The 24,774-nt window shown below is 56.4% G+C and carries 22 protein-coding genes and 1 tRNA gene; 15 read left to right on the top strand and 8 right to left on the bottom strand.

Features of this window, described 5'->3' with window-relative positions; genetic code table 11:
• Window positions 1-83 precede the first annotated feature (83 nt).
• Both ACR0AZ_RS07460 and ACR0AZ_RS07455 read left to right on the top strand, forming a co-directional pair.
• Complete coding sequence (locus tag ACR0AZ_RS07460; protein ID WP_480667153.1) at window positions 84-812, top strand: TSUP family transporter; 729 nt, start codon at window positions 84-86, stop codon at window positions 810-812.
• Between the two features lie 16 nt (window positions 813-828).
• A complete protein-coding gene (locus ACR0AZ_RS07455; protein ID WP_480667152.1) occupies window positions 829-1,836 on the top strand; it encodes a D-cysteine desulfhydrase family protein in 1,008 nt (335 codons plus the stop codon).
• Window positions 1,837-2,026: 190 nt separating this feature from the next.
• Here the strand turns inward: ACR0AZ_RS07455 and ACR0AZ_RS07450 are convergent, their stop codons facing one another.
• The 4 genes from ACR0AZ_RS07450 to ACR0AZ_RS07435 are packed head-to-tail and all read right to left on the bottom strand — an operon-like array spanning window position 2,027 to window position 7,142.
• A complete protein-coding gene (locus tag ACR0AZ_RS07450) occupies window positions 2,027-2,971 on the bottom strand; it encodes a substrate-binding domain-containing protein (protein ID WP_480471209.1) in 945 nt (314 codons plus the stop codon).
• A gap of 47 nt (window positions 2,972-3,018) precedes the next feature.
• Window positions 3,019-4,026, bottom strand: a complete 1,008-nt coding sequence (locus ACR0AZ_RS07445; protein WP_170713290.1) for an ABC transporter permease — start codon at window positions 4,024-4,026, stop codon at window positions 3,019-3,021.
• Entirely contained in the window at window positions 4,023-5,549 is a 1,527-nt protein-coding gene (locus ACR0AZ_RS07440; protein WP_480471211.1) for a sugar ABC transporter ATP-binding protein, read from the bottom strand. Before ACR0AZ_RS07440 ends, ACR0AZ_RS07445 begins: the two co-directional genes overlap by 4 nt.
• A gap of 39 nt (window positions 5,550-5,588) precedes the next feature.
• Window positions 5,589-7,142: a UxaA family hydrolase gene (locus ACR0AZ_RS07435; protein WP_480667314.1), complete on the bottom strand. Its 1,554-nt coding sequence runs from the start codon at window positions 7,140-7,142 to the stop codon at window positions 5,589-5,591.
• Window positions 7,143-7,226: 84 nt separating this feature from the next.
• Between ACR0AZ_RS07435 and ACR0AZ_RS07430 the strand changes: the two genes are divergently transcribed.
• The 8 genes from ACR0AZ_RS07430 to ACR0AZ_RS07395 are packed head-to-tail and all read left to right on the top strand — an operon-like array spanning window position 7,227 to window position 14,513.
• The gene (locus ACR0AZ_RS07430; protein WP_480471212.1) at window positions 7,227-7,964 is read left to right on the top strand and encodes a GntR family transcriptional regulator; all 738 of its coding nucleotides are present in this window, start codon (window positions 7,227-7,229) and stop codon (window positions 7,962-7,964) included.
• A complete protein-coding gene (locus tag ACR0AZ_RS07425) occupies window positions 7,961-9,013 on the top strand; it encodes an aldo/keto reductase (protein ID WP_480667151.1) in 1,053 nt (350 codons plus the stop codon). The genes ACR0AZ_RS07430 and ACR0AZ_RS07425 overlap by 4 nt, the downstream gene beginning before the upstream one ends.
• Complete coding sequence (locus tag ACR0AZ_RS07420) at window positions 9,003-9,431, top strand: RbsD/FucU family protein (protein ID WP_480667150.1); 429 nt, start codon at window positions 9,003-9,005, stop codon at window positions 9,429-9,431. Before ACR0AZ_RS07425 ends, ACR0AZ_RS07420 begins: the two co-directional genes overlap by 11 nt.
• The gene (locus tag ACR0AZ_RS07415; protein WP_480667149.1) at window positions 9,428-10,258 is read left to right on the top strand and encodes an amidohydrolase family protein; all 831 of its coding nucleotides are present in this window, start codon (window positions 9,428-9,430) and stop codon (window positions 10,256-10,258) included. The genes ACR0AZ_RS07420 and ACR0AZ_RS07415 overlap by 4 nt, the downstream gene beginning before the upstream one ends.
• 1 nt (window position 10,259) lies before the next feature.
• Complete coding sequence (locus ACR0AZ_RS07410) at window positions 10,260-11,372, top strand: fumarylacetoacetate hydrolase family protein (protein WP_480471216.1); 1,113 nt, start codon at window positions 10,260-10,262, stop codon at window positions 11,370-11,372.
• A 13-nt stretch (window positions 11,373-11,385) separates the two neighbouring features.
• The gene (locus tag ACR0AZ_RS07405) at window positions 11,386-12,888 is read left to right on the top strand and encodes an aldehyde dehydrogenase (NADP(+)) (protein ID WP_480471217.1); all 1,503 of its coding nucleotides are present in this window, start codon (window positions 11,386-11,388) and stop codon (window positions 12,886-12,888) included.
• Between the two features lie 8 nt (window positions 12,889-12,896).
• Window positions 12,897-13,652 carry an SDR family oxidoreductase gene (locus ACR0AZ_RS07400; RefSeq protein ID WP_480471218.1) on the top strand — a complete coding sequence of 252 codons (756 nt, stop codon included), beginning with the start codon at window positions 12,897-12,899 and terminating at the stop codon, window positions 13,650-13,652.
• An 18-nt stretch (window positions 13,653-13,670) separates the two neighbouring features.
• Window positions 13,671-14,513: a fumarylacetoacetate hydrolase family protein gene (locus ACR0AZ_RS07395; RefSeq protein WP_480667148.1), complete on the top strand. Its 843-nt coding sequence runs from the start codon at window positions 13,671-13,673 to the stop codon at window positions 14,511-14,513.
• A 654-nt stretch (window positions 14,514-15,167) separates the two neighbouring features.
• Here ACR0AZ_RS07395 and ACR0AZ_RS07390 read toward each other — a convergent pair.
• From ACR0AZ_RS07390 to ACR0AZ_RS07380, 3 genes are all read right to left on the bottom strand, one after another.
• Entirely contained in the window at window positions 15,168-16,313 is a 1,146-nt protein-coding gene (locus tag ACR0AZ_RS07390; RefSeq protein ID WP_480667147.1) for a M24 family metallopeptidase, read from the bottom strand.
• A 2-nt stretch (window positions 16,314-16,315) separates the two neighbouring features.
• Window positions 16,316-17,464, bottom strand: a complete 1,149-nt coding sequence (locus ACR0AZ_RS07385) for an amidohydrolase (protein WP_480667146.1) — start codon at window positions 17,462-17,464, stop codon at window positions 16,316-16,318.
• 557 nt (window positions 17,465-18,021) lie between these two features.
• Complete coding sequence (locus ACR0AZ_RS07380; RefSeq protein ID WP_480471222.1) at window positions 18,022-18,936, bottom strand: LysR substrate-binding domain-containing protein; 915 nt, start codon at window positions 18,934-18,936, stop codon at window positions 18,022-18,024.
• A gap of 180 nt (window positions 18,937-19,116) precedes the next feature.
• On the opposite strand from ACR0AZ_RS07380, the gene ugpB reads away from it, so the two are divergent.
• The 5 genes from ugpB to ACR0AZ_RS07355 all read left to right on the top strand — a co-directional run bounded on the left by ugpB (window position 19,117) and on the right by ACR0AZ_RS07355 (window position 24,233).
• A complete protein-coding gene (gene ugpB / locus ACR0AZ_RS07375; protein WP_480667145.1) occupies window positions 19,117-20,427 on the top strand; it encodes a sn-glycerol-3-phosphate ABC transporter substrate-binding protein UgpB in 1,311 nt (436 codons plus the stop codon).
• 61 nt (window positions 20,428-20,488) lie between these two features.
• A complete protein-coding gene (gene ugpA, locus ACR0AZ_RS07370) occupies window positions 20,489-21,370 on the top strand; it encodes a sn-glycerol-3-phosphate ABC transporter permease UgpA (protein ID WP_155150415.1) in 882 nt (293 codons plus the stop codon).
• Window positions 21,371-21,390: 20 nt separating this feature from the next.
• Window positions 21,391-22,227, top strand: a complete 837-nt coding sequence (gene ugpE, locus ACR0AZ_RS07365; protein WP_170395270.1) for a sn-glycerol-3-phosphate ABC transporter permease UgpE — start codon at window positions 21,391-21,393, stop codon at window positions 22,225-22,227.
• A 3-nt stretch (window positions 22,228-22,230) separates the two neighbouring features.
• Window positions 22,231-23,286: a sn-glycerol-3-phosphate ABC transporter ATP-binding protein UgpC gene (gene ugpC / locus ACR0AZ_RS07360; protein WP_480471225.1), complete on the top strand. Its 1,056-nt coding sequence runs from the start codon at window positions 22,231-22,233 to the stop codon at window positions 23,284-23,286.
• Window positions 23,286-24,233, top strand: a complete 948-nt coding sequence (locus tag ACR0AZ_RS07355) for a glycerophosphodiester phosphodiesterase family protein (RefSeq protein ID WP_480471226.1) — start codon at window positions 23,286-23,288, stop codon at window positions 24,231-24,233. The genes ugpC and ACR0AZ_RS07355 overlap by 1 nt, the downstream gene beginning before the upstream one ends.
• Before the next feature lie 450 nt (window positions 24,234-24,683).
• Here ACR0AZ_RS07355 and ACR0AZ_RS07350 read toward each other — a convergent pair.
• A tRNA-Met gene (locus ACR0AZ_RS07350) sits at window positions 24,684-24,760 on the bottom strand.
• Window positions 24,761-24,774 lie beyond the last annotated feature (14 nt).

Here is a 24,774-nt window from a genome sequence, read left to right as displayed (position 1 = left end):
TCAACAAAACGGCATGGACCATGACCTGAAACTCTGGATACATCAGCAGATGTAAGAAGTGGCTGTGACCATGGGAGTTTGAATTGACCGTAGAGTTGTACCTGCTGATGATCGCCATCTGTCTGGGCGCTATTCTGCAGGTCGGGATCGGTATCGGGTTCAGCATCGTTGCTGGCCCACCGATGATGATCCTTCTGGGTACGTCCACGGCCATTCCGGTTCTGCTGCTATTGAACACAATCGTTTCCGCAGTCGCCACGGATCGGCGCGTACTAACCCTGGAACGGCGGACAATCCTGACCGCGATCATAGGATGCCTTATCGGAATAGTCGTTGGCCTGGCGGTTTATCCGATGTTGAGCGAGGCTTTCGTGCTGGCCCTGACAGCCAGCCTTTTGCTGATCGGATTGGTCACAACGCTGATACCTCTTCACAAGGCAATCGGAACAACTGGCTTCACCTTCGTATCGGGCTTGTCCGGACTTGCGACTGTATGGGCCGCGACGCCTGGCCCTCTGATGGTGTTTGGTTTGATTGCAAAGGGACGATCGGCAAAGGACGTCGCCAAATTGGTTCAACCTATCGCACTGGTGGCTTATGGCGTCGCCTTTCTGCTGCACAGCTTACCCAGCGTGCAAGCCTTTTCAGCAGACACGCAGGTCATGGGCTTTGCCGTGATCACGCTGATTGGCAGCTTATTGGGTCGCGCCATCGGTCCTTACCTGCCACAATCCCTCGTCAAGGCAGCCATTCGCGTGGTTTCGCTGATTGCCTGCTGTGTCCTTTTTCAACGTGCCTATGTGATGGCATAGTTTCGGTGGATGGATCATGAACCATAACGACCTTCTGGCACGATTTCCGCGGGCTGATTTTATGTCCGGACCAACACCTCTGGAACGATTGGACAGGTTATCTGCCGAGCTCGGAATTGACCTCTGGCTCAAACGCGACGACCTGACTGGGCTTGGGTTCGGAGGGAACAAGACACGGCAACTTGAGTTCTATTTCGGCGATGCGCTCCGGCAAGGTGCTGACACCGTTCTGATCACCGGCGCGGTTCAGTCCAACTATGTGCGCTCGGCGGCGGCCGCCGCCGCCCGGCTGGGCATGCAAGCCGTTCTGCAACTGGAAGAACGCGTTCCGGAAATGGGGCCGGATTATTACACGTCAGGTAACGTGATGCTCGCCAAAATCCTCGGGGCGGAGCATATGAGTTACCCTGAAGGAGAGGACGAAGCCGGTGCGGATGCAGCGCTCCATGCACGTGCAGAGGAACTGGCTGCACAGGGACGCAAACCCTATGTCATACATCTGGGGCTTCATCACCCGCCTCTGGGCGCGTTGGGTTACGTTGCTGCCGGTCTGGAATTGTATGAACAGATGCGCGACTTTGATGCGGTCGTAGTCCCCTCGGGCAGCGGAGCAACGCATGGCGGTCTGTTGACAGGAGTCGCACTGACAGGAAGCCCAGCCTCGATCTTTGGCGTATGCGTCCGACGGGACAGCAATCAACAAAGCGCACGGATGGAGATCGTACTGCAAAAACTGGCCGATCTTCTGGCCATAGAGCCGGAACCGTTACTCGAAAGGATACATGTCACCGACACCGCCCTGTCTACGGGTTATGGCAAGATCAGTGACAAAACACGGTTTGCGCTGGAGAAAATGGCCAGAACCGAGGGTATATTCCTCGACCCTGTTTATACTGCAAAGACCTTCTCGGGGTTGCTGGACTTGCTAGCAACGGAACAAATCAAACCCGGCCAGAAAGTTGTCATGCTGCACACCGGCGGGTTACCTGCACTGTTCGGTTATCAAGGCGAGCTGGAATTCTGATGCCGGCCTCTGGATCCGAAGCTTCCGGCTAGTGCGTGAATAGGCTTGTTTCGCACTCTCAAAGCTCAAACCGGGCCCTGTCGTGCTGCGAAAAGATGGGGCAGCAATATAGCCAAAGGCCAAACTTGTTCAAACGCATCTGGCCCAACCAAACAGGCTGGGCCAGACAGGCTCAAGTGAGTGGCGTTTGTCAGTCGTAAAGAACGGCCGCGATCTTGGGATCGTCGATGTTTGATGCATCATAATAGTAGAAGCCCGTGTCGATCAGGTTCGGGACTTCTTCACCGTTCAGCGCAGCAACCGCAGCTTTCACGGTTTCATACCCGATACCCACGGGGTTCTGAGTGATTGCGCCGGCCATCAGGCCGCTCTTGATGGCATCTTTCTGCGCTTTACCGCTGTCATAACCGATGATGACCAACCCTTCAGTGCCCAGTTCCTGCACCCCGTTCACCACGCCGATGGCCGAGCCCTCGTTGGTGCCGAAAATGCCATTCAGATCCGGGTTCGCGGTCAGGATCGCCTTGGTCACCTCTGTGGATTTCAGGTGATCGCCTTGACCATACTGAACCGTGACAACTTCGATATCCGGGTATTTTTCGGCCATCCGATTCACAAAACCATCGCGGCGATCAATACCTGTACGGCTGGTCTGGTCATGTGCCACGACAGCAACCTTACCCTTGCCGCCGATCTTTTCAGCCATCTTGTCCGCCGCCAGTCCGGCAGCAGCCAGGTTGTCGGTGGTCGCGGTCGAAAGGGGGATATCGCTGTCGACACCGCTGTCGAAGGCGATGACCGGAATACCCTTTTCATTGGCCTGCTTCAGAAGCGGGATCGCGGCCTGGCTGTCCAATGCGGCAAAGCCGATAGCCTTGGGATTGTTGGCCAAGGCAGCAGCCAGCATGTCGATCTGGCGGTCGACCATTGTTTCGTTGTCCGGACCTTCGAAGGTGATGGTGACGTTGAATTCGTCCGCCGCCTGTTCAGCCCCGGACTTTACCGCCTGCCAGAACTGGTGCTGGAAACCTTTGGATACCAGCGGGATGTAAATGTCTTCCGCAGCCGCCATCGAGGCGGGGCCTGCCAGGGTTGCCGCACTCAGCGCCCCCAGAATGAAACGACGTGATAACATGATTTTTCCTCCAGTTGGTCGTTTTGGTCTTTCGTTATGCCTTGAGATCAACCCGTTTTCTTGCGCCGCGCCATGTCGGCATAGACGGCCAGAATAATGATCGCACCGGTGACAACGGTCTGCCATTCCTGCGCGACGGACAGCACGCGCAGACCGTTTGTCAGCACGGCCATGATCAGGGCCCCGATCAGAGTTCCCAGAATGGTGCCGCGCCCGCCGGACAGGGACGTGCCCCCGATGACAACAGCAGCGATGGCCTCCAGCTCGTAGCCCAGGCCCAGCGCGGGTTGCGCAGAATTCAGGCGCGAGGCGATGAGGATACCGGCAATGCCACAGATGGCTCCGGCCAGCGCATAGATGCGCATCTTCCACATGTCGGTGTTCACCCCCGACAGGCGCACCGCCTCTTCGTTCGATCCCAGCGCAAAGGTGTACCGCCCCAGCACCGTGCGCCCCAGAATGTACGAGGCCGCGATGGCCACCAGGAACAGGATCAGCACTCCATTGGGGATGGGCAAGGCAGGAAAAACCTCTCCGATCAGCGACCCGCGCGAAATCTGGTCAAAGCCCGGCGTGTCGTTGAAATAGATCGGCCGCGTGCCCGAGATCACCAGCGACATGCCCTTGAGGATTAGCATCATGCCCAAAGTCGCAATGAAGGGCGGGATCTTCATCTTGGCCACAAACGTGCCCGAGCACAGACCGCAAAGCGCCCCCGCCGCGATGGCCGCTGCGACACCCAACAACAAGGGCATCCCCAGATAGGTCAGAACAACGCCCGCGATCACCGCACAGAAGGTCATCAATGTGCCCAGCGACAGGTCGATCCCGCCGGTAATGATGATCAGCGTCGCGGCCACTGCCAGCACCCCATTGACCGAGGTCGCCTGCAAGATCGCAATCATGTTCGAGGTCTGCATGAAATTCGGCGACGCGATCGAGAAGCCGATCAGAAGGGCGATCAAACTCGCGAACGCCAGCAGTTTTTGATAGGCACCGCTTTCCGACAGACCCGCGAGGGGTTTCTTCTTGTCGATATCCGTAGCTGTGGTCATTGGACTGTCCCTGTTACCTGCATCGCCGCCGCGCGCTGCGTGGCCAGATGCATGATGTCTTCTTGAGTGGTGTCTTTTCCGCCGGGTAGAATGCCGGTCAGTCGGCCCTCGCACATCACAGCAATGCGGTGGCTGAGGCGCATGATTTCTGGCAATTCGGATGAGATCACGATGATCGTCTTGCCCTGCTCGGCCAGCTCTTCCAGTAGTTTATAAATCTCGGATTTCGCGCCCACGTCGATGCCGCGAGTGGGTTCATCGAAGATCAGGATGTCGCAATCGCGCAGCAGCCATTTTGCGATGACCACCTTTTGCTGATTGCCCCCGGACAGCAGCCTGACCTCCTGCACATCCGAAGGCGTCCGTATGCCCAGCTGCGCGATATAGCCCTTGGCCGTCGTGCTGACTTCACTGTCATTCAGAACGCCGCCCGTATTTGTGAACAGGTCCATCGAGGCCAGCGCGATGTTGTCCCGAACGTTCATTCCGGTGGCGAGGCCGAAATGCTTGCGATCTTCGGACAGATACCCGATCCCAGCCTTCACCGCGTCGGTCGGCGACTTGATCGAGACTACCTGACCATGCACCCGGATTTCTCCGGCATCTTTTGGATCGGCACCGAAAATCGCTCGTGCAACTTCGGTTCGACCCGCGCCCATCAGCCCGGCAAAGCCCAGTATCTCGCCTTTCTGAACCGAAAAGCTGACATCCTGAATTTCCTTGCTACGGCTCAGGCCTGTGACTTGCAGCGAAACCTCGGCATCACCCAAATCCGGCACGTCCAGAGGTTCCTCATTCACTTCACGACCCACCATCATCGCGATGATCTGGCTGATTGGGGTCTCTGCGGCACCCACCGTGCCCACATATTCCCCATCGCGCATGACGGTTACCCGGTCGGCGATTTGCTTCAGCTCATCCATTTTGTGGCTGATGTAAACGATGCCCACGCCTTCTGCCTTGAGGCGGCGGATGATCACGAACAGCTCGGCGATCTCGGCGTCATTCAACGCCGCTGTAGGTTCATCCATGATCAGCACTTTCGACCGGTAAGATAGTGCCTTGGCGATCTCGACCATCTGCTGTTTCGCGATGGTCAGACTGCCGACCAGTGTTTTGGGGTCTAGCGACAGGTTCATTGAGGCAAAGATTTCGGCGGTCTGCGCGTTCAATGCAGCCTCATCCAGACGACCGAAGCTTTTGCGCGGTTCGCGCCCGATGAAGATATTCTGCGCAACGGTGAGATCGTTCATCAGGCTCAGTTCCTGATGGATGATGCCAATACCCAGATCCTGCGCCTCACGCGGGGTAGTCGGGCTAACCGATTTGCCTTCGATCGCCAGATCACCACCATCTCGCTGATAAATCCCTGAAAGGATTTTCATCAGCGTGCTTTTTCCGGCCCCGTTCTCGCCCATCAGCGCGTGAACCTCGCCCGGAAACAGATCGAACTGCACGGTTTTCAGCGCGTGCACACCGGGGAAGTGTTTATCAATCCCCGTCATGTCGACCAGTTTTGTCATTTCTCCTCCCATAAGCCCCTCTCCCCCAGGGCTGCGCGATTACATCACCGCGCCGATTTGCCAGGGCACGAACTCAACGCCCCCAAAGCCAAGTTCCTCACTTTTGGTTTTCTCGCCCGAGGCGACACGGATGAGCATCTCGAACAGCTCTTCGCCCTTCGCCTCGATACTGACGCCGTCGGTAACGATGTCGCCGCAGTTCAGGTCCATGTCGTCTGCCATGCGGGCATACATTTCCGAGTTGGTGGATAACTTGATACAAGGCGTGGGCTGATAGCCCGAGACCGAGCCGCGCCCGGTGGTAAACACAACCAGGTTCGCGCCCGAGGCCACCTGTCCGGTAACCGAGCACGGATCAAAGCCAGGACTGTCCATGAAAACAAACCCGTGCTTGTCGACCTTCTCACCAAACTTGTAGACATCGCGCAGCGGCGCGGTGCCACCCTTGGCGACAGCGCCCAACGATTTCTCCAGAATGGTGGTCAGCCCGCCGCGTTTGTTACCGGGGCTGGGGTTGTTGTCCATCTCACCGCCGTTGCGGGCTGTGTAATCTTCCCACCAATGGATGCGTTCGATCAACTTCTCTCCAACCTCGACGGTTTCGGCCCGCCGGGTCAGAAGATGTTCAGCCCCGTAGATTTCCGAGGTTTCCGACAGGATCGTCGTACCGCCGTGACGCACCAGCAGATCCGAGGCATATCCCAACGCGGGGTTTGCCGTGATCCCCGAATACCCATCGGAACCACCGCACTGCATACCCACGGTAATGGCGCTCACCGGTGCCGGGGCGCGCTCGGCCTGATCCGCAAGTTCAGCAATGCCCCGCAACTCTTCGAGCCCACGCTCGATTGTACGGCGTGTTCCACCCTCATTCTGAATGGTCATATAGCGCAATACGCCATCAGGACGAATTGGGCGACCACCAACCAGATCGGCCACCTGCATCACCTCACAGCCCAATCCGATCAGAAGGATGCCGCCGAAATTCGGATGTTGAGCATACCCGGCCAGAGTGCGGAACAGGGTGGCGTAACCCTCGTCCTTCCCCGACATCCCACAGCCAGTGCCATGCACGATCGGGACCACGCCATCGACATTTGGAAAGTCGTCCAAAAGCCCCGATTTCTCAGCCGCTTCGGCAATGAAACGTGCCACGGAACCCGAACAATTCACGGTGGTCAGAATTCCGATGTAATTCCGTGTTCCCACTTTGCCGTCGGCACGGTGATAGCCCGCGAATGTCCGCGCCTCAGCAATAGCTGGTAGCGGAGCGTTTGCGCTTGCGTGTGCATAATCCTGCTGATGCGCGCCCATGCCAAGGTTTTGCACATGCACATGCTCGCCGGGGGCAATCCCGGTTTTGGCCTGACCGATAATCTGACCATAGCGGATGATATTCTCACCGGGCTGAATGGGTGTGACGGCAATCTTGTGGCCCCGTGCAACAGGCGCGATCAGGGGAACAGGCACAGACGCGGGGTGCTCACCTGCCTGCAGATCACGCAGCGCAATGACGACGTTGTCATGTGGGTTAAGCTTCACAACGTCGCGTACTGCGCCTTCAAGTATATTTGTGCCGCCTTGTGCTTGCATCACTCCCTCGCTTGCTTGACTCATGTTGCTAAGGTGAACTTCACCTCTTGTCAACTAACATGTTAGAATGCTAAATCACGAGATATGACCAAACTCCAAGATATTGATGCTGCTTTGCTGCCCGAGATCACGACAACCGAAGGGTCATTGACCCAGCGGGTGCATCAGTCCCTGAAACAGGCGATCCTGGCGCTGGATTTTCCGCCCGGCGCGAATCTGCGTAAGGCGCCTGTGTGCGAACGCCTCGGTGTCTCACGCGCCCCTGTCGCAGATGCGATTGCCCGCCTTGCCTCAGAAGGGCTGGTGGATGTGGTGCCGCAATCGGGCACGCGTGTGTCCTATTTCTCGATGGAAGAAATCCGCGAGGGTGTTTTTCTGCGCGAAGCGCTGGAACTTGCAACGGTTGCCAAGGTGGCGCGCGATCTGACGGATGATCAGCGCAAGCGGCTGAGCCGCAACATGCGCCTGCAAGAACTGTTGATCGAGGATGACGACATTCCCGGCTTCTATCAGGCTGATGAAGAGTTCCACGCTCTGCTGATGGAATTCACCGGTTTTCGCCGCCTCGCAGATGTGGCCCAAACCGTCTCGCTGCAGGTCAGCCGGGCCCGGATGCTGTTGCTGCCGACACCGGGGCGGATCGCTGAAACGCTGGCAGAGCATCGGGCAATCTTCGACGCGATCTCTGCCCGCGACGAACAGGGCGCGCAGGATGCGATGCGCTCTCATCTGGGTCAGTTGATGCCGCGCATCGAACAGCTGGAACAACAGCAACCACATCTGTTCAAACCCACCCAACAGCCGAACAGCGAGGCAGGATGACCGTTTCACAGACAGAATTGCTTAATAGCCGTACCGCACGACCCGTTCCCCTGACGCGGATGGGATTTGGCGGAGCGCCGTTGGGGAACCTGTATCGCAAAGTTACCGAAGAAGACGCGCAGGCGGCATTGCAGGCTGCTTTTGACGCAGGCATCCGGTTTTTCGACACCGCGCCGCAATACGGGCTTGGCCGGTCGGAGCACCGGTTCGGCGAGGCGATCACCCGCTTTGGCCGCGAGAACATCCAGCTGTCGACCAAGATCGGTCGTCTTTTGCTGGATTGCGAACCGCATGAGGTGACCCCCGAAGCTTTTGTCGACGTACCGCAGAAACGCATCGTATTTGATTACACCTACGACGGCGTCATGCGGTCATATGAGGCCAGTCGCGAGCGGATCGGCGTCGCCAATGCCGATATCCTGTTGGTTCATGATGTGTGCGTCTTTAGCCAGGGCAGTCAGGAAATGTCGGACGTCAAGGTGCGTGAACTGTTCGATGGCGGCGGTTACAAGGCTCTGGCCGAGCTGCGCCATGCCGGTGAGATTGCGGCCATCGGTGCCGGAGTGAACGAGTGGCAGGTCTGCGAGAAACTGCTGGGACTTGGTGACTTCGACGGCTTCCTGCTAGCGGGTCGCTATACGCTGCTGGAACAAGAGGCATTGGACAGCTTCCTGCCGCTTTGTGAGAAACGGGATGTGGGGATCATTCTGGGCGGGCCCTACAATTCCGGCATTCTGGCCACTGGTGCCGTTCCGGGGGCCAAATACAATTACGCCGATGCCCCCGAGGATATTCTGGACCGGGTGCGCAAAATCGAAGCGGTCTGCGCCGCGCATGACACCCCCCTGATTGCCGCCGCACTACAGTTCGTTTTGGGCCATCCTTGCGTCAAAACCGTGCTCCCCGGGGCCGTGAGCGCTGCTGAAGTGCAGGCCAATGTCGCGCTACTGAATCGTGACATCCCAGCAGCACTTTGGTCCGATCTGCGCACCGAAGGTTTGATCCGCCCCAACGCGCCATTGCCAAAAGAGGCCGCCAATGCTGCGTGACATCAACCCGATCCTGTCGCCAGAGCTGCTTTATGCCCTCAGGGCCATGGGTCATGGCGACGAGATCGTGATTGCAGACGCAAATTTCCCGGGCACGAGCATTGGGCCAGAGTGCATCCGCGCCGATGGGTCCTCGGCCAGCGAGATGCTACAGGCGGTGCTTTCCGTCATGCCACTGGATACGTTCGTGCCTGATCCGGCGCTGACGATGCAGGTGGTTGATGATCCGGAGGCAGTGCCCGCAGCCGTAGCAGATTTTCAGAACATCATCGACCAGACAGCGGACAAGCCCGCCCGAATCCAGGGGTTGGAGAGGTTTGCTTTCTACGATCGCGCCGCCAGCGCCTTCGCCATTGTGCAGACCGGAGAACGCAGGCTCTACGGCAATATTATCCTCAAAAAAGGTGTCATCGGATGAGGATCGATGCGCATCAGCATTTCTGGGCACTGACCCGAGGCGACTATGGCTGGCTGACGCCAGAGTTGAGCGCGATTTACCGGGATTTCACGCCTGAGGATCTACAGCCCTTGCTTGCTGCGGCAGGTATCGAAGGCACCGTGTTGGTCCAGGCTGCGCCGACGGTGTCCGAGACGGAATACATGCTGTCCCTGGCCGATCAGACATCGTTCATCAAAGGTGTCGTCGGATGGGTCGATTTCGAAGCCGCTGATGCGCCCGCGCAGATCGAAAACCTGTCCACGCACCCTGCTCTGGTTGGTTTGCGGCCAATGATTCAAGACATCCCTGATCCAGACTGGATGATGAAGGACGCTCTGACCCCGGCGTTTGAGGTCCTGCAGGGCCATGATCTGACCTTTGACGCCCTGACCCTGCCTCAACATCTTGGTCCGTTGCGGCAGCTTCTGGCACGCCATCCGCAGATGCGTGTCGTAATTGACCACGGATCGAAGCCATTGATCCGGGACAAGATGATTTCTGGCTGGGCCGAGGATATGGCCGCACTTGCCCGCGACACGGATGCCTGGTGCAAGCTGTCGGGCCTGGTCACCGAAGCCGAACCGGATTGGACAATTGACGACCTGCGCCCCTATGTGGATCAACTGCTGGACACGTTTGGCCCGTCACGGTTGATCTGGGGCAGCGATTGGCCGGTCTGCACACTGGCCAGCAGCTATCAACGCTGGCTGGAAACGACGGATGCGCTGCTGAGCGCGCTGAGCAATACCGAACGCAATGCAGTGTTGGGTGGGAACGCCGCCCAGGCCTATAACCTCAGGGACTGAAATGACCTTTCCAAATCTGGATTCTGACGGGCTGTGGCTTGGGCGTGTTGAACGCCCCGGAATCGGCCCTTGTGTCGTGACACTGCGCGGCGGGCAATTGATCGACATCACCGCGAAAACGGCGCCAACCGTCCGGGATATTCTCGAACGTGATGACGCGGCTGCTTATACGCGCACCGCATCGGGTGAGGTTTTGGGCCCTCTGGGTGCGAGTCACCAATGGCTCGCCCCGTGCGATCTGCAGGCGGTCAAGGCCTGTGGGGTTACTTTCGCGGGTTCGATGGTTGAACGGGTGATCGAGGAACAAGCCGCCGGTGATCCGGGTCAAGCCGATGCCATCCGGTCGCGTATCGGCGCGCGGATCGGGGACAGCCTGTCGAATATCACCCCCGGCTCGGCAGAGGCCGCCAAAGTCAAAGAAGCGCTGATCGAGGAAGGCTTGTGGAGCCAGTATCTTGAAGTTGGCATCGGTCCGGATGCCGAAGTCTTTTCCAAGGCGCAGACTCTGTCTTCGGTCGGCTTTGGTGCTGAAATCGGGCTGCATCCGATCTCGACCTGGAACAATCCCGAACCCGAAATTGTGTTGGCCGTGAATTCGCAGGGAAAGATCAAGGGTGCAACGCTTGGCAACGACGTGAACCTGCGCGATGTCGAGGGGCGCTCGGCCCTGTTGCTGAGCAAGGCCAAAGACAACAATGCCTCATGTGCGATTGGGCCGATGATCCGGTTGTTCGATGACAGTTTCACGCTTGATGATGTGCGTCAGGCCGAACTGACGTTGACCGTGGCCGGCCCGGACGGGTTTGTTCTGAACGGTAGTTCCTCAATGTCCCAGATCAGCCGCGATCCGGCAGATCTGGTGCAGCAAACGATCGGAAGACATCACCAATACCCGGACGGGTTCATGCTGTTTCTCGGAACGCTCTTTGCTCCGACACAAGATCGCGATACTCCGGGGGGCGGGTTCACTCATAAGCTGGGTGATATCGTCACGATTTCAAACGACAAGCTGGGTGCGCTGACCAACACCGTGCGCCTGTCGACCGAGTGTCCGGAATGGACGTTCGGAGTTTCACACCTGATGCGCAACCTCGCCCAACGCGGCCTGCTGTAAGAAAGCTATGAACATGCTGAACGGAAAACACCTGATTGCTGGCGAATGGGTTGGCTCGGACGCGAGTTTTACCTCGGAGCCCGCACATGGCCCAAGTCATACCTTTCCTGTGGGTACACCCGCGCAGGTGGATGCTGCTGTTGAGGCGGCAGAAGAAGCCTTCGCTAGCTTCGGCTGGTCCACCCGCGCCGAGCGCGCAGCGCTGCTGCGTAAGATCGCCGATGAGATTGATACGCGTGGCGATGCGATAACCCAGATCGGAACCCAGGAAACCGGCCTGCCCGAGGCGCGCTTGCAGGGTGAACGTGGCCGCACCGTTGGCCAGCTGCGCCTGTTCGCCGATCACATTGAGAACGGTGATTACCTGGACCTGCGCCGAGACCCTGCCCTGCCCGACCGCGCGCCGTTGCCACGCCCGGATTTGCATATGATCCAGCGCCCGCTGGGGCCAGTGGCGGTATTTGGGGCCTCGAATTTCCCGTTGGCTTTCTCGGTCGCGGGCGGGGACACTGCTGCGGCGCTGGCTGCCGGCTGTCCGGTGGTGGTCAAGGGCCATCCAGCGCATCCCGGCACCGGCGAAATCGTGGCACAGGCCATCGATGCTGCGATTAAATCCACGCACACCCATCCCGGCGTGTTTTCATTAATCCAAAGCGACGGGATAGAGGTCGGCACAGCCTTAGCAAATCACCCCATGATCCGAGCCGTTGGGTTTACCGGTTCGCTGCGCGCCGGCCGCGCCTTGTTTGACCTGTGCGCACAACGCGACGAACCCATTCCATTCTTTGGCGAGCTGGGCTCGGTCAACCCGATGTTTATCCTGCCGCAGGCCGCATCGGCACGCGGAGCCGAGATCGGTACAGGCTGGTCCGGCTCGCTGACCATGGGCGTGGGCCAGTTCTGCACCAATCCGGGCATAGCGGTCATCATCGACGGGCCGGACACGGATGTGTTCCAAGCAGCCGCTGAAGTGGGATTGTCTGCAGTAGCGGAGCAGACCATGCTGACCGATGGGATCGCGAGTGCCTATCGTGACGGTGTGGCGCGCGTGGCTTCAGGCACCGGTGTGACGCAAATCATGGGAACAGGCTGTGCGACGCGTGATGCGGCCCCCTATCTGTTCACCGTTTCCGGAGACGACTGGCTGGCCGACCACAAACTTCAGGAAGAGGTGTTTGGTCCGCTCGGCATCGTCGTACGTGCACGCGACACAGAGCAGATGCAACAAATCGCACGGGCCATTGAAGGCCAGTTAACCTGCACGCTGCATCTGGATGAAGGTGACAAGCCGGCTGCACAAGCCTTGCTGCCGTTGCTGGAGCGCAAGGCCGGCCGTCTTCTGGCCAACAGCTTCCCAACCGGCGTCGAGGTTTGCGATAGCATGGTGCATGGCGGCCCCTATCCGGCATCGACGAATTTTGGCGCAACCTCGGTCGGGACCCTGTCGATCCGGCGCTTCCTGAGGCCTGTCTGCTATCAGGATATCCCCACTGAACTGCTACCAGAACAAGTGTGAGAGAGACGATGGCTTCCCATTCCCCTTCCAACCGCCTGCCCGGTAAGACCGTCCTGATAACAGCCGCCGGTCAGGGGATCGGGCGCGCTTCGGCCGAGCTTTTTGCTGCTGAGGGCGCGCGCGTAATTGCCAGTGATATCAATGACGCTTCGCTGGCTGAGTTGGCGCTCATCAACGGGATTGAGACCCTGAAACTGGATGTGACGGATGCCGATGCAGTTCAAGCCGCGACGTCAGCTCTGCCACCTTTGGACGTGCTCTTTAACTGCGCTGGTTTCGTCGCGGCCGGATCGATTCTGGAATGCTCCGACAAAGACTGGGATTTCAGCTTCGACCTGAATGTAAAGGCGATGTACCGGCTCATCCGCCTGATACTGCCTGCGATGATCGAGAACGGAGGCGGTTCCATCATCAACATGTCATCAGTTGCGTCATCTTTGACCGGCGTTCCGAACCGATTTGCCTATTGCGCGTCCAAGGCGGCAGTGATCGGCCTGACCAAATCGGTTGCAGCCGATTTCGTGACTCAAGGCATCCGTTGCAACGCGATCTGCCCGGGAACAGTCGACAGTCCGAGCCTACATGACCGCCTGCGTGCGACGGGTGACTACAACAAGGCAATGACTGACTTTATCGCACGTCAACCTATGGGGCGGATCGGTACGGCCGAGGAAGTGGCGGAACTTGCGTTGTATCTTGCAAGCGACGCCAGCGCCTACACCACAGGCCAGCCCTTTGCCATCGATGGCGGCTGGACCACCTGATCAATAGAGGAGCGAGACATGAAGCTTTTACGCTATGGGCCGGTCGGCGCAGAGAAACCCGGAGTTCTGGACAACAACGGCGCTATCCGTGATCTTACGGGCGTTGTGGACGATATAGCCGGCGATGTCTTGGGCGATGAAGGTATAGCACGTCTCCGCGCACTCGACCCGTCCTCGTTGCCGATTGTCGAAGGCAATCCGCGCATCGGTGCCTGCGTGGGGCACGTTGGCAAGTTCATCTGCATCGGGCTGAACTATGCAGATCACGCCGCCGAAAGCGGAATGGAATTGCCCGCAGAACCAGTGATCTTTTTCAAAGCCACCTCTGCCATTATGGGGCCCTACGATACGGTAGAAATCCCGCGTGGTTCGGTCAAAACGGATTGGGAGGTCGAACTGGGTGTGGTGATCGGAAAGCCCACCAAATACGTATCCGAGGCCGAGGCACTGGATCACGTGGCCGGTTATTGTGTGGTGAACGATTTGTCGGAGCGCGACTTTCAGCTGCATCGCTCTGGCCAGTGGGTCAAAGGCAAATCCGCAGACACATTCGGCCCAATCGGCCCCTGGCTGGTGACACGGGATGAGGTTCCGGATCCTCAGAATTTGTCTATGTATTTGGACGTGAATGGTCGGCGTTATCAGGATGGATCGACCAGAACCATGCACTTTAGTGTGGCGACAGTGGTTTCTCACTTGTCACAATTCATGTCGTTGCAACCGGGAGACGTAATCTCGACCGGGACCCCTCCGGGTGTTGGCATGGGTCAGAATCCGCAGGTTTATCTCAAACCCAACGACCAGATGGAGCTGGGTATTGAAGGGTTAGGTGTGCAGCGGCAATCGGTCGTTCAGGGGTAAGATTGCGGATTCAAACTGGTGTCTTAGGGGATTGACTGGTCTTTATGATCAATCGTTCCGAACCAGAATCTTAGACAAACATCACCACATAATTGGTTAGTGTTTATTGGCTCTTGGTACAAATCAGAACGCCCGCAGCGTTGGTACTACGGGCGGTTCTGCGACGCTGGTTGCGGAACGCAATTGAAATGTCAGATATAGGCGCGAACCCAACATACACAACTCGTCACTAAATTTCTGCTATGCGGGACGAAGCGGGCATTGGAGTTACTCATTTGAATGGTAGCTTTCGAGGCCCGCTCCTTTCTGGAAGCTTAGTCTGCCTCTGCGAAGTACGACAGTTCAGGAACCGTCTGATTCACATCAATTTGGAGAACTTCGGCAGACACAACATTATGTTCTACAAATGAGTCCGCTGCAATGCGTTGGCGCAAGTCTGCGTCGCATTGCGACACCCGTATTTCATCACTAAACTTCGGCTTCGCGGACATCACATCCCTGCCCTGCCTACATCAAAGTTGGCGGAACAGGCTCCCCAAAAAAGGCGCCAATAACGGCTTAGTGGACAAAGTAAACTTTCGCCGCATCAGAACCAATAGCCACTTTCGATCAAAGAGAAGCGTCACTAAAATTGGGCTGGCTATTCAAGACAGATCACAAGATGAGTTGATCAATTGTCTTTGGATGATTGGTCACTGGCTCATGGCCGTCTTGCGTTATGATAAAGCTGTCACCGATCTGGGCACGGAAGGTATCTACTGACACAGATCCATCCACTGCAAAAACCATGCCTGGTTGGAGTATTGTTGTGTCGCCGGTGACCAATTGTGGAGCTTCCAGAAAACTGAAACCTGTCGCACGGCCACAACGAAAAGGATACTCGTATCCTGCACCTTGAATAACTTCTGCATATGCAGCGTGAACGCTTTCTGCTGTCACACCGGGGCGCAACGCATTAAGCGCAGCTTGCTGACTGGCCAGTGCGACCTCATAGACCGCGGCCTGAGACGGGTCATTAATCTCGCCAATCCAAAAGGTTCGGTCAAAGCCCAGCTTGAAGCGGTGAAAATTGGTCATGCCGCAGAAACAGAGGAACACCGGCTCGCCGCGCCGCATGATACGTGTGGTGGCGCGGTGATGGGTCTTTGTGATTGCCTCACCTGAAGCCATGATTTGCAGGAAGTGCGTATTCGGTGACATATCGGCGTCATCGTAATAGGCGCTCAGAAGTTCTGCCGCTTTGCGCGTTCCTGCTTGCGATGTGGCAAGGGCTACTTCGTATTCCGGCACACCATCCCCGATGGCAGCGCGACCGGCGTTCATCATGGCGTTTGCGACCTGACCTGCATGGCGGGCAAGCAGTAGTTCTCGGTCGGATTTGATCATCCGCATCTCGGACAGGATCGGTGTGATCGAGGTGAGATTTTGCGCACCAACCAGTTCATCAACATATGCGCGCACAAGGGCTGGCATGTGATTGCACTCTATTCCAATTCGCCTGGCACCTTTGACGGCGGCAGGCAATTCAGCGCGCCATTCCGCCCCCATTCCGTCATTCCAGGCCGCAATCCTGTCTACACGCGCCGCAGATTGAGCCGTGTTGAGGTCAATCGTGGGTGTGATCAACAGGCTGGAGCCGTCGCGCGGCACCACCAGTATGGTCGGGCGGCCAAATTCCATATGCAAATAGTCGTAGTACCCTGTCAGGTAATAGACATTGTCGTCATCGGTGATGAAAGCGACATCAAGACCTTTTTTGCCCATTTCAACGCGAAGCGTATTCATACGGGAATCGAACATGGTTAATCGCATCCGTTTCCGGCTACCGGCAGGCGGTCACGCACCAGTTGCGCCCAAAACGCGACCCCAATTGGCAACAGATCATCGTTGAAATCATAATCGTCCGAATGGAGGGGCTGGCCACACGGCCCCTCTTGCCCGTTGCCGAGCAGCAAGAAGCACCCTGGAACAGCAGCCGAGAAATGTGCGAAATCCTCCGAGAAACTCATAGGTTCGCGATTGCCTTCAGTCTCCAGCCCCAAGGCGAGAGCCGCGTCTACGACTGCGCGAGTTTGTTCCGGGGCATTGATCGTCTCGATGAATTCTGTGTTGAATGTCATAGATACTTCTACGCCGTGGGCGGCTCCGATACCGTCCACAAGCTGGCGCATAAGGCGCGCGACCTCCTCGCGATCTTCGGGCATCCGTGCGCGCACATCCCCCTTGAGGGTTGCGACACCAGGTAGGACATTGCGCTGACCATCGGTCAGGAATTCCGTCACCGAAACGACAACACCCGCGCCCGGAGCAAGCTTTCGCGAGACGATAGTTTGCAAGGCCTGCACAATCTCTGCCCCGATCGTAATCGCATCCCGCCCAACCTGCGGCATGGAGGCGTGACCTCCTTGTCCTTCGATCAGTATCTCAAACAGGCTTTCGCTCGAACAGATCTGACCGGGCCGCGTTGAAATCTGCCCCACCGGCGCGGCAGGAAGATTGTGAATGGCATAGACTTCCTCAACTGGAAAACGCTCCAACACACCCTCGGCGATCATGGCTTGCGCGCCTAATCCGTGCTCTTCGTTAGGTTGGAAAATGAACAGCACCGTGCCATCGAAATCGGGCTCTTCAGCAAGGGCTGCCGCCGCGCCCAAGAGAATGGTCATATGGCCGTCATGCCCACACGCATGCATCACACCAGCCGTCTGTGAGACATAGTCATGGCTGCTTGCCTCATGTATCGGCAGTGCGTCCATGTCAGCTCTTATACCGATGGCGCGATTGCCTGTCCCACGTTTCAGGACACCAACAACACCCGCGCCGACATGGGTCTCGATTCCGAGATCTTCTAGGATGCCTGCAACCCGTGCTTTCGTGCTTTCTTCAGCAAACCCGAGTTCGGGCATTCTGTGAAATTCATGGCGTAGGGCAATCAGGTCTATTGGTGGCATTCGTTTTTCTCACTGGATGGTCTCCAACGAGGTTAACTTGAAAATTCGGCAATGCAGGCAGGAAAACGACCTATGGCAGGAAATCTAACAAATACCTGAAACACCAGCGTATGATCAAAGCAGACATTCGCGCCGGTCGCAGCATCATCCATTTGGGCTCTTACTTCCAGTCGGAGTACACCGCAGAGAATGATGGCAGCGAGCCCAACCTGTGAGTTCACTTTTTTCGCTGCGCGCGCAAGTAACACAGTTTTTGCTGTATGCGCATCATAGTTGGCTCGGCGACGCGGCGTGAAAACCAGCCATTCGTGCCACACGCAACGAGAGTTTGTCGGGTAAAGTGCAAGGAGTGGACAAAGCGGGCACTAGAGTAGCCTAGGGTTAGGAGCTAGATCATCCAAGCTCAACTGCATAACCACTCGGTTTTTCGCCGCTTTTGGCTGTTAGGCGAGGTCGATCTTGGTGGCTTTTCCAAACGCTCAAGATTTGGTTTTATCTATTATGATAGAAAACGAGCGGCTTGCTGGCGGCTAATATTAGCGTTTGCAACCCTGCAATCAATGACGGAGTTTATCCGCCTTGAACGGTGCCAGGCTCTCTCGAAACTGCTCGATAAACTCAAGCGTCACCAGTGATGGTTGCTTCAAAATCGGGCGCACAAGGGAAAGTGTATGTGACAGGAGCGGTTTGAACGGTCGGTAGCTCAATCCGTTGTCTGCATATTGAACGGCGTCCAGCTCGCTCACCACGGAAACCCCGACACCTTTTACCGCCAATTCACAAGCCGCCGTGAACTGCCTGACTTCGATGTGGGAATTCAGTTTGACGCTGGCGTTTTGAAACGCTTTTGAAAGTTGTCCAAAAAAAACGCTGTCGCGCCGTGTGTGAATAATCTTGGCATTTGCAAGATCCGTAGGTGTCACCTCGGAGAGTTTTTCCAGTTCATGTCCGGTAGGAAACACGCAAACCGTACGGACATCGATGTCTCTGCTTTCGACGGCCGGATGCCCGTTAAAGCTGTCTGTGATTCCGAAATCATATTGCTCACCGATCATCCACTCGAGAATGCGTTCCGGTCTGTCAGGCTCGATCGTCATAGTTACACCTGGCCGATCTTCTAAAAACGTGGCGATGACGTTAGGAAGGTGACTGGTGGCGAACCCAGGCAAACATGCGATGCGGATGTGTCCCGCTTTGCGTTGCGTTATGTCCTGACTGACATCCGAGATCTGCTTCATCAATTCCAAAACACGCTCTACGCTGGGTTGCAGATAACGCACTTCCTGCGAAGGCACTAAGCGACCTTCACGGCGATCGAAAAGTTGAAAGCCAAGCGATTTTTCCAGATCAGAAAGCAGTCTGCTGACCGCAGGCTGGCTTATCCCAAGATCCGTAGCTGCAGCAGTGACCGACCCATTTGTAGAAACTGCCATGAGCGCTTCCAATTGGCGGATCCTCAAAGTTTGACTCATGCTTTGAACCTGGTTCGTTGTTTGCTTTGCAAGTTTATAACGTGATGTTATGTTTTTCTCAAAAATTAAATGCTTGAATTATAAAATTGTGACGTTAACGTCGTGAAATCGTCATGTGTGCCGATTACGCGTTGCGGTCGGTATTCAACGAAGCATCAACACTGATGCATGGGAGGAATCATGAATAAGCAATTTCTCGGCGCTCTCGCCGTAACTACTGCGTTGTCCCCCGTGGCGGCGATGGCGCAAACTGAAGTTCAGTTCTGGCACGCCTTCACCGGCCGACTGGGTGAGCTTGTTAAAGCGCAGGTTGAAGAGTTCAACGCCAGCCAGGACGAGTTCGTCGTGGTCGAAAGCCACAAGGGTAACTACTCGGAAACTCTGAACGCAGGTATTGCGGCTTTCCGTGCCGGTGAGCAGCCCCACATTTTGATGGTCTTCGAGGTGGGCACGGCAACGATGATGTCGGCTGAGGGTGCGATCAAACCCGTTTATGAAGTGATGGCAGAAAGCGGCGCATCCTTTGATCCGGATGCATATATCGGGGCTGTCAAAGGATACTATACGACCACAGACGGTCAGATGCTGTCTCTGCCTTTCAACTCGTCCACGCCTGTTCTGTGGGTCAATCGCGATGCCTTCGAAGCGGCGGGCGTTGATCCGGACACGGATTTGTCGACCTGGGAAAAGGTTGGTGATGTATTAGAGCAGCTGAAGGCCGGCGGCGAGGACTGCCCGCTGGTGACCGCATGGCAGAGCTGGATTCACCTCGAGAACCTGTCGGCCTATCACGACGTTCCGTTCGCATCGCAGGACAACGGTTTTGCCGGTCTGGACACTGAACTGATGCTGAACGGTCCTGCGCAGGTCGCTCATCTGACGGCAATGGGTGACTGGGCCAAGGATGGCAAGTTCATCTACACCGGGCGTAGAAACGAAGGTGGTGCAAACTTCCGGGCTGGAGAATGCGCGTTGTTTACGGAAAGCTCAGCCGGTTACGCCGGTATCAGCTCCGAGGCTGAGTTCAAGTTCGACGTGCGCCCGCTGCCCTATTGGGAAGCCTTGGTGAGTGAGCCGCAGAACACCATTATCGGTGGCGCTTCGCTTTGGGTGATGGAAGGTCACGAGCCCGAAGCATACAAGGGCGTGGGTGAATTCCTCAGCTTCCTGTCGTCGTCAGGCGTGCAGGCTTCGTGGCACCAGAACACTGGCTATCTTCCAATCACGGCGGACGCAGGCGATGTTACGCGCGCTGCAGGTTTCTATGAGCAAAACCCCGGTACGGATATCGCAGTGATCCAGATGACTGCGAAAGAACCAACCGCAAACTCGAAAGGTCTGCGTCTGGGATCGTTCGACCAGATCCGCGGCATCATCGACGAAGAGCTTGAGGCCGTCTGGTCCGGTGAAAAAACCGCTCAGGAAGCGATGGACAGCGCAAAAGAGCGCGGTGATGCACTGCTGCGCCGGTTCGAATCCGCCAATCAATAAGTGTTAATTTGATGCGGGCCTACTAAAGGCCCGCATTTTCTTTCTTCAGTGGATTATCAGGATGGAAAAACGCGTCACCTTCCGCGGCTGGCTTTTGCCATTGGCGCTGATCGCCCCTCAGGTCATCATTTCCGCTGTTTTCTTTTTCTATCCGGCTGGGCAGGCTGTTTGGCAATCTCTGTTCATACCTGACCCTTTTGGGCTGTCGTCCCAATTCGTGGGGCTCGGCAACTTTGAGTTCCTGCTGAGCGATAAGTTTTACCGCGCATCGTTTGTGACAACAGCAGTGTTTTCAACGCTCGTAACGCTGTGCTCAATGATACCGGCTTTGTTTCTGGCGGTCATTGCGGATCGCCTGATCAAGGGGTCGGGCGTTTATCGGACATTACTGATCTGGCCCTACGCCGTTGCCCCCGCCGTGGCAGGTGTGCTGTGGCTGTTCATGTTCAACACGCGCGTTGGTGTCGTGTCGTGGTACCTCGGCCAACTCGGCTATGACTGGAACCACGTCCTGAATGGCACCGAGGCCATGGGACTGGTGGTTGTAGCCTCGGCCTGGGGGCGCATCAGCTATAACTTCCTGTTCTTCTTTGCGGCGTTGCAATCGGTCCCAAGGTCGGTGATCGAGGCTGCCGCGATAGACGGAGCGCGATTCTGGCGCCGGTTCTTTACGATCGTGTTGCCGTTGCTGTCTCCAACGGCGTTTTTCCTGCTGGTGGTAAATGTGGTCTATGCTTTCTTTGAAACCTTCGGCGTAATCCACACTATCACCGGGGGAGGGCCGCAGCAGGCGACAACCATTCTGGTCTACAAAGTTTTCTCAGATGGGTTCGTAGGACAGGATCTTGGGTCGTCCTCGGCACAGTCGGTCATTCTGCTAATCGTGGTCGGCTTGCTAACCGTCATCCAATTCAAATACGTGGAAAAAAGGGTGCACTACTGATGGCAGCCCAACAACACGGAATGGTCGAAAAACGCGGTATGGGGATCTGGTTGACCCATGCCATGATGATCCTCGGAGTGCTGATCATCTTTTTCCCGATCTGGCTGGCCTTTGTCGCTTCGACCGTAACCCAGCCGGAAATCGTTACGCCGCCCATGCCGTTGGTACCGGGTGATCAGTTCTGGGAAAACTACAAGGCCGCGTTGTTTTCCGGCGTGAATGTCCCGGTTGCAACGATGCTGTTCAACAGTTTGGTGATGGCCATCGGGATTGCGGTGGGCAAGATCGTCATTTCACTGCTATCAGCCTTTGCGATTGTCTATTTCCGCTTTCCCGGACGGACGACGTTCTTTTGGCTGATCTTCCTAACGCTCATGTTGCCGGTTGAGGTCCGTATCGTTCCGACGTTCGAAGTTGTCGCTGGGTTCGGTATGCTCAACAGTTATTATGGTTTGATCTTCCCTCTAATTGCGTCGGCCACGGCAACGTTCCTGTTCCGGCAGTTCTTTCTAACGATCCCGGACGAACTGGCCGAAGCGGCTCGAGTCGATGGTGCCCGCCCGATGCGGTTCTTCATTGATATTGTTGTGCCCATGAGCCGGACCAACATCGCGGCGCTGTTCGTGATCCTTTTCATCTATGGATGGAACCAATATCTCTGGCCGCTTTTGATTACCACCGACCCCGAAATGAATACCATCGTGATGGGTATCAAACAGATGTTCCCTTCCGGCGATGATGTGGCCGAATGGCCGGTCATCATGGCCACATCCATTCTGGCGATGATCCCACCGGTCATCGTGGTGGTTTCGATGCAAAAGCTCTTTGTCCGCGGCCTTGTCGATAGCGAGAAGTAAGAAATGGCAACAGTAACCCTAGAGAACGTCAAAAAGAGCTTTGGCCCGACGGACGTCATCCATGGCATCGATATCGATATTGCGGATGGTGAGTTCATCGTGATCGTTGGCCCCTCGGGCTGCGGCAAGTCCACGCTGTTGCGGATGGTTGCGGGGCTTGAAACCGTGACTGCGGGTGAAATCCGAATTGGGGATGAACGAGCCAACGACAAGGAGCCGATGGATCGTGACATCGCGATGGTGTTCCAGAACTATGCACTCTATCCACATATGTCTGTGCGACAGAATATGGGCTACGGCCTTAAGATCGCCGGCCTTCCAAAGAACCAGATCGACCAGAAGGTGACTGAGGCCGCCAAACTGTTGCAACTGGAACCCTTATTGGATCGCAAACCAAGACAACTTTCCGGCGGCCAACGTCAGAGGGTGGCGATGGGTAGGGCAATTGTTCGCGAGCCCGCTGTCTTCTTGTTTGATGAACCGCTGTCGAACCTGGACGCTAAACTGCGTGTTCAGATGCGTCTGGAAATTCGTGAACTTCAGGAGAAGTTGGGCATCACTTCGCTTTACGTAACCCATGATCAGGTCGAAGCGATGACGATGGCAGACAGGATGATCGTCATGAACGGCGGTATCGCAGAGCAGATTGGAACTCCGCTCGAGGTTTACGAAACGCCGAGAACCCTGTTTGCAGCGCAGTTCATTGGCAGCCCTGCGATGAATGTGTTAGATGCCCGACGTGAAAACGGGGCAATCAAGATCGGTGAAATAGAGGTCGGTCCGTCTGCAGGACCGGATACCGAGCTAAAACTGGGGATCCGCCCAGAGCATCTGCTGTTGGCCGACAACGGCCCGCTGGAAGCGGCAATTCAGATGGCAGAACCATTGGGCGCAAACACTCTGTTGCACGGCCAACTCGCGGGGATTGGCGGAGCGATCACAATAAGCCTTCCGGGCGTCCATCCGATCGAGGGCCGACATCCGAATATGCGGTTTTCGGTCGCCTCCGAACACATGCATCTGTTTGACCATTCAACCGGGGAAAGGCTGGAAAGCTAATGGGGTTTCCGCAGGTCGAAGCATTTCGTGGCGGTAACAACCTAATCCGTGTTGTGGGCCATCGGGGTGCGAGGGGCGTTTTACCTGAAAACAGCATGATTGGCTTTGATTTCTCACTGTCCATCGGCGTACCGCTTCTTGAATTTGATGTTGTCCTGACGGCCGATGACGTTCCGGTCATAACCCACAACCATCGTCTGCACGCATCTAACTTTCGCGACACCAATGGCCTGTTTCTTTCCGGAGAAGAGCCAAAAGTCTCTTCTCTGACTTTCGAGCAGATCCAGCAATTCGATATTGGACGGTTAGACGGACACTCTGCCTATGGCCGACGCTTCCCGGATCAGGCGCAACTGGACGGCGTTCGTGTCCCAAGGCTGATAGACTTGCTCGAGTTGGTAACCGAACCAAAATACGGCGATGCGTATCTGATGCTCGAACTGAAGTCGGATCCTGACCTGGCTCACGATGCGCATTATCGAGAGAGCTTTGTTGGGCGAGTTCTTCAGGAAGTTCGCGCCAAAGGTCTATCTTCGCGCGCGGTTTTGCACAGTTTTGACTGGAACCTTTTAGAGGAATGCCAGCGACAGGCTCCGGATATGCCGTCTTCTTACCTTACGCAGCTTCCGGAAAACGAGGACGATGTAGGCGAGGATTCCTCGAAAGCGGTTTGCCCAGACTTTCGCGGTCGCTGCGACGAAATCCCACTTCTGGTCAAGCAAGCCGGTGGTTCGCTTTGGTGCCCATACTATGCGGATGTGACAGCAGAAAACGTGGCCCTCGCAAAAGAGCTAAGCCTATGTGTCGCCGTTTGGACCGTCAATGAGCACGAAGAAATAAGCAGGATGATCGACCTGCGCGTGGATGCAATCGTATCTGATTACCCTGGGCGGGTTCAAAGGCATCTGTCGGATTTAGGCATGGGGTGGTATGTCAGCAACCAGTGAATTCTGCGCCGCATATCCGTGACGTTTCTTGTGCTTCTTCCAGTCACAGTCGGAAAGGATCATTCACATCATAACTTCAACCTGCTGTGTAAGACGTAAAGCATAATGGCTATATCTGGAAAGACCAAGCCTCGATGGAAGCTTTCCTGAATAGTGATCTCTTCAAGGGTATCCCGGCAGCCTACGGCATCGTGGGAGCTCCCAACGTTCAGATCGCACGAGGCCTCTATCCTCTTCGGTAAGACATTGCCTAAAGAGGGAAACCAGTCCAAAAGTCCAAGAGGTCAAACACCGATCTGCGAGACCGGGTCGGCGCTTTAACGCACGCCGATCTATCGCCATACTGACAGGTTAGCTGCCGGATATTGCTGAGGGTTCCAATTAGCCGTTCGCCGCGAAGTGTTCCGCTGATCGCATTGGGCCATATGCATCAGCTCCGTTCGACCCAAATGGTTGCGGGAGTAGGATTTGAACCTACGACCTTCAGGTTATGAGCCTGACGAGCTACCGGGCTGCTCCATCCCGCGACACTTTGCGTTGG

The organism is Ruegeria sp. BE3, from assembly GCF_056538865.1.
Note: the sequence above shows the minus strand (reverse complement) of the source record. Positions and strands in the feature narration are given on the sequence as shown.

Bases quoted from the DNA above. Each gene is read 5' to 3' on its own strand.
- ACR0AZ_RS07455 (WP_480667152.1), top strand. From the start codon at position 829: ATGAACCATAACGACCTTCTGGCACGATTTCCGCGGGCTGATTTTATG.
- ACR0AZ_RS07450 (WP_480471209.1), bottom strand. From the start codon at position 2,971: ATGTTATCACGTCGTTTCATTCTGGGGGCGCTGAGTGCGGCAACCCTG.
- ACR0AZ_RS07445 (WP_170713290.1), bottom strand. From the start codon at position 4,026: ATGACCACAGCTACGGATATCGACAAGAAGAAACCCCTCGCGGGTCTG.
- ACR0AZ_RS07440 (WP_480471211.1), bottom strand. From the start codon at position 5,549: ATGACAAAACTGGTCGACATGACGGGGATTGATAAACACTTCCCCGGT.
- ACR0AZ_RS07435 (WP_480667314.1), bottom strand. From the start codon at position 7,142: ATGCAAGCACAAGGCGGCACAAATATACTTGAAGGCGCAGTACGCGAC.
- ACR0AZ_RS07430 (WP_480471212.1), top strand. From the start codon at position 7,227: ATGACCAAACTCCAAGATATTGATGCTGCTTTGCTGCCCGAGATCACG.
- ACR0AZ_RS07425 (WP_480667151.1), top strand. From the start codon at position 7,961: ATGACCGTTTCACAGACAGAATTGCTTAATAGCCGTACCGCACGACCC.
- ACR0AZ_RS07420 (WP_480667150.1), top strand. From the start codon at position 9,003: ATGCTGCGTGACATCAACCCGATCCTGTCGCCAGAGCTGCTTTATGCC.
- ACR0AZ_RS07415 (WP_480667149.1), top strand. From the start codon at position 9,428: ATGAGGATCGATGCGCATCAGCATTTCTGGGCACTGACCCGAGGCGAC.
- ACR0AZ_RS07410 (WP_480471216.1), top strand. From the start codon at position 10,260: ATGACCTTTCCAAATCTGGATTCTGACGGGCTGTGGCTTGGGCGTGTT.
- ACR0AZ_RS07405 (WP_480471217.1), top strand. From the start codon at position 11,386: ATGCTGAACGGAAAACACCTGATTGCTGGCGAATGGGTTGGCTCGGAC.
- ACR0AZ_RS07400 (WP_480471218.1), top strand. From the start codon at position 12,897: ATGGCTTCCCATTCCCCTTCCAACCGCCTGCCCGGTAAGACCGTCCTG.
- ACR0AZ_RS07395 (WP_480667148.1), top strand. From the start codon at position 13,671: ATGAAGCTTTTACGCTATGGGCCGGTCGGCGCAGAGAAACCCGGAGTT.
- ACR0AZ_RS07390 (WP_480667147.1), bottom strand. From the start codon at position 16,313: ATGTTCGATTCCCGTATGAATACGCTTCGCGTTGAAATGGGCAAAAAA.
- ACR0AZ_RS07385 (WP_480667146.1), bottom strand. From the start codon at position 17,464: ATGCCACCAATAGACCTGATTGCCCTACGCCATGAATTTCACAGAATG.
- ACR0AZ_RS07380 (WP_480471222.1), bottom strand. From the start codon at position 18,936: ATGAGTCAAACTTTGAGGATCCGCCAATTGGAAGCGCTCATGGCAGTT.
- ugpB (WP_480667145.1), top strand. From the start codon at position 19,117: ATGAATAAGCAATTTCTCGGCGCTCTCGCCGTAACTACTGCGTTGTCC.
- ugpA (WP_155150415.1), top strand. From the start codon at position 20,489: ATGGAAAAACGCGTCACCTTCCGCGGCTGGCTTTTGCCATTGGCGCTG.
- ugpE (WP_170395270.1), top strand. From the start codon at position 21,391: ATGGTCGAAAAACGCGGTATGGGGATCTGGTTGACCCATGCCATGATG.
- ugpC (WP_480471225.1), top strand. From the start codon at position 22,231: ATGGCAACAGTAACCCTAGAGAACGTCAAAAAGAGCTTTGGCCCGACG.
- ACR0AZ_RS07355 (WP_480471226.1), top strand. From the start codon at position 23,286: ATGGGGTTTCCGCAGGTCGAAGCATTTCGTGGCGGTAACAACCTAATC.